Here is a 3734-nt window from a genome sequence, read left to right on the forward strand (position 1 = left end):
TGACAAACTTAAAAATTTTCAGTATATACTAAAATTGTTTTACATGTAAGATATGTTATTATTTTAAGCTAAAATATAGTCCTTTTGCTTCTTTGGGCCACCAAAAGAAGCGGGGTGCTGCGTAAGCACACAGCGTGGTGGGCAAAGCCCTGCAGATATTTAAAATTTAAAAAAATATCTCTGACAAAATATAGTTGTTTAGGTATATACTAAAATTATGAAGCAAATGATAATTCTTTAATCAAAGCACTAGGCGTATAAATAGATGAATGATAGTAGTCTGTATCATTAGCAAGCATTTCTATATTATTAAAAAAGTCTAATATATTTCCTGAAACAATAAATGGATTTGCTGTATATGCTAATTTTCCATTCTCTATTTTTATACCTTCAGCCTGTAAAGAAAAATCTCCGCTTATAGCATTAACACCAGAATGAGTACCTGTCAAAGAATTAACTAATATTCCATTTTGAATTTGAGAAATTAGTTCATCTTGAGTATTATTTCCTTCTTCCAAAATAAAATTATGACAAGAAACACCTATTGAAGTTTTAAATCCTCTTGAAGCATGAGAAGTTGTTTTCCTGCCTTCTTTTCTTGCTGTATAATTATTGTATAAATAACTATTTAATACTCCATTAGTAATGATATTTAAATCTTTTGTAGATGAACCTTCACCATCAAAATATGTATTTGCTAAACCATTATCAAATATTGGTATATCTTTTATATTTACAATATCACTTGCTATTTTTTTATTTAATTTTCCTTGTAAAAGTGATAATTTCTTTTGAACAGATTCTGAAGAAAATAAACCTAGATAAGCACCTATAATAGTTCTCATTGCCTTACTTGTAAATACAGTTTTATACTTTCCGCTTTCTATATTTTTGGCACTTAATTTACTTATTACACTATCAGCAATATTTTTTGTAAAAGCATTAACATCAAATACTGCATCATGAGCTGAATAAATATCAAAAAAAGTTTTCGTAGCATTTGAGTCTTTAGCTATTACTTCGCCATAATATGTAATGCTGTTTTTCTTTTCTCCCTTACATACACCATTACTATTAATAATGCATTTTATAAAATCATATCTTGCAAGCCCAGCTGAAGGTACATTAATTATTCTTTTATCATAAGAATACAATTTATCTTCTATAGATAATGATATATTTTTTAATTCTTCATTTGATAGATTGACTATATCATTATTAATCATATCATAAGTTTTTTCATCATCTTCTTTTTCTATTAAAACATTATATTCTGGTTCTGCCTCAGCATAATTTAAAGAAATTTTAGCATTTTCTATAAGATTATATATAGAATCATTTGAATTAATTTTTTCTGTAAAGCTCACTCCAACTTTTCCATTCTTTATTAATCTTAAACCAACACCGCCGGACTCAGCAAAAGTGTATTTATCTAAATCTCTTTCCCTTACAGTAAACTCTTCTTCACCGCTTTCAGACATATAAACTTCAATTTCATCAATATCATTAGCTTTATTTTTTACTATATCATATATTTCTTTTATCCTATTCATTAAACTATTCAATTCTGACATATTATCTACCTCCAACAGTTAATTCTCTTACTTTTATAGCAGGCTGTCCAACAGTAGTAGGCACACTTCCTGAAACGCTTCCGCATATACCGTCAGCCAATTCTAAATTTGAAGATACTGCCTCAATATTCATAAGAGTTTCATCACCGCGACCTATAAGTGTAGCACCTCTAACTGGTTCTGTAATCTTTCCATTCTCTATTAAATAGCCTTCAGAAACGGCAAAATTATAATCAGTTGTAGCAGGATCTACTGAACCTCCGCCCATTTTTTTGGCATAAAGTCCGTATTCTATTCCAGAAATCAAATCTTCAAAACTAGAATTTCCTTTATCAATAAATGTATTTCTCATTCTTGATGTAGGAGGATATTTATAGCTTTCTCTCCTTGCACTTCCTGTAACTTTTTGATTCATTTTCATAGAACCTAATTCATCAACTAAATAACTTTTTAAAATTCCATTTTCTATTAATACAGTTCTTTGTGCATCATTACCTTCATCATCAATATTGTAGCTGCCCCAAGCATTTTTTATAGTGCCGTCATCGATAGCAGTAACAACATCTGAAGCTATTTTTTCGCCTAATTTATTACAAAAAACACTAGCATTATCTGCAACCGCTGTAGCTTCAAGTGCATGTCCGCAAGCCTCATGGAATATTACTCCTCCAAAAGCATTATCTATTACAACTGGATATTTACCAGATTTAGGATACTTTGAATCAAGCATTTTTATTGCTGAATTTGCTGTTTCTTTTGCCATATTCTCTAAATTGATATCTTTTATCACCTGATATCCGTCTAAAGCTCCTTTAGTTCTGCTTGCTGTTTGAGTATTAACTCCGTCAGATGCCATAGATAGCAGAACTAATCTTATATATGTTTGAGAATCTTCCTTTAATATTCCATTACTTGCACATACTAAAATATTTCTTTGTTTTTCCATATATCTGGCATTAACCTGTTTTATTTTATCTGATACTCCTCTTGCTGTTTTATCCAAATATGAAAGAACTTCTATTTTTTCATCAAAATTAATATCAAATGGATTTATATGCAATGGGTGATTGTCTTTTTCATGAGATTCTATAAAATTAGTAGGTATGTATTTTTTATTATTTACAACTGAAGCCACACTTCTTGCTAAATTTATCAAACTATCATTACTTGTATCATTAGAATATAAATATATTGTCTTTTTATTGACTATAACTCTTAAACCAACTCCATAATTATTTCCAAGACTCATATCATCTACTTTAGAATCTAAATATCCTATAGAATTAATTTTAGTATCTTCAAAAAAAAGATCTGCATACTCTCCCCCATTTTTTAAAGCCTCTTCCAAAACTGTATGCAAAAAATCTTTATCAAAATTAAAATATTTCATTTATTCTCCTTTTTATTTATTAACTCTATTGCTTCTTTTCCTGTCATATACTCTATGTCTAATTCTATTATACATAAAGCATTATATCCATTGTTAATAGCTTTATCTCTATTTTCTTTTATGTCATCTGGATAATATTTTAAGGCTAATTTCTCTATAGCTCCTCTTTTTATATTATCATCTTCTATAATAAAGGCTCGTCCAAAAACTATAACACTTCTATAGTAAGTGGTATATTCTTCAGGTTTTATATCATCTTTTTCTATAACACAAAATGATACTTTATTATTATTTTTTATAGCATCTAATTTATATCCGCTTTTTGCTGCATGAAAGAATATTTTATTATCATCATAAACATAACTTAAAGGAACAGTATAAGGATAATCATCATCTCCTGAAACTGCAAGAACTCCTGAAGTACATTTCTTTAATATCGATATACTATCGGAATTTGATAACAATTGTTTTTTTATTCTCATCTCTCTAAACATAAAAAATCTCCTAAATAAATTTTGATTTGTTTTACAATGAAAAATACTACATGTAAAAATTTTATATTTTGCGGATAATTCTATATAATAATGGAAAAAAGTCAAGATAAAATAATACTGCTTGTGCACAGGAGCCAGACATATTGCATTAAGTATTCCTTAGTTTTTTAAAGTATAACATAGGTGTATCATAATTTAAAGCTGAATGTATGCGTTTGTAGTTCCAAAAATTATTATATTTTCTCAATTTTAGATTAGCTCTCTCTAAAGTTAATT

The 3734-nt window shown here is 28.2% G+C and carries 3 protein-coding genes and 1 pseudogene; all 4 read right to left on the reverse strand.

All coding sequences use genetic code 11. From position 1 onward, the window contains the following. Positions 1–215 precede the first annotated feature (215 nt). The gene (locus R4K56_RS14510; protein WP_335773179.1) at positions 216–1574 is read right to left on the reverse strand and encodes a TldD/PmbA family protein; all 1359 of its coding nucleotides are present in this window, start codon (positions 1572–1574) and stop codon (positions 216–218) included. 1 nt (position 1575) lies between these two features. Continuing rightward, complete coding sequence (locus tag R4K56_RS14515) at positions 1576–2964, reverse strand: TldD/PmbA family protein (protein WP_335773180.1); 1389 nt, start codon at positions 2962–2964, stop codon at positions 1576–1578. Further along, complete coding sequence (locus R4K56_RS14520; RefSeq protein WP_335773181.1) at positions 2961–3458, reverse strand: pyridoxamine 5'-phosphate oxidase family protein; 498 nt, start codon at positions 3456–3458, stop codon at positions 2961–2963. Before R4K56_RS14520 ends, R4K56_RS14515 begins: the two co-directional genes overlap by 4 nt. Before the next feature lie 148 nt (positions 3459–3606). Then, a pseudogene (locus R4K56_RS14805) lies at positions 3607–3734 on the reverse strand (transposase); the annotation flags it as partial.

The sequence above is a fragment of the Brachyspira pulli genome (genome assembly GCF_036997785.1).
Lineage (GTDB): Bacteria > Spirochaetota > Brachyspiria > Brachyspirales > Brachyspiraceae > Brachyspira > Brachyspira pulli.

Coding starts and splice junctions, on each gene's coding strand:
- R4K56_RS14510 (WP_335773179.1), bottom strand. CDS start 1,574: ATGTCAGAATTGAATAGTTTAATGAATAGGATAAAAGAAATATATGAT.
- R4K56_RS14515 (WP_335773180.1), bottom strand. CDS start 2,964: ATGAAATATTTTAATTTTGATAAAGATTTTTTGCATACAGTTTTGGAA.
- R4K56_RS14520 (WP_335773181.1), bottom strand. CDS start 3,458: ATGTTTAGAGAGATGAGAATAAAAAAACAATTGTTATCAAATTCCGAT.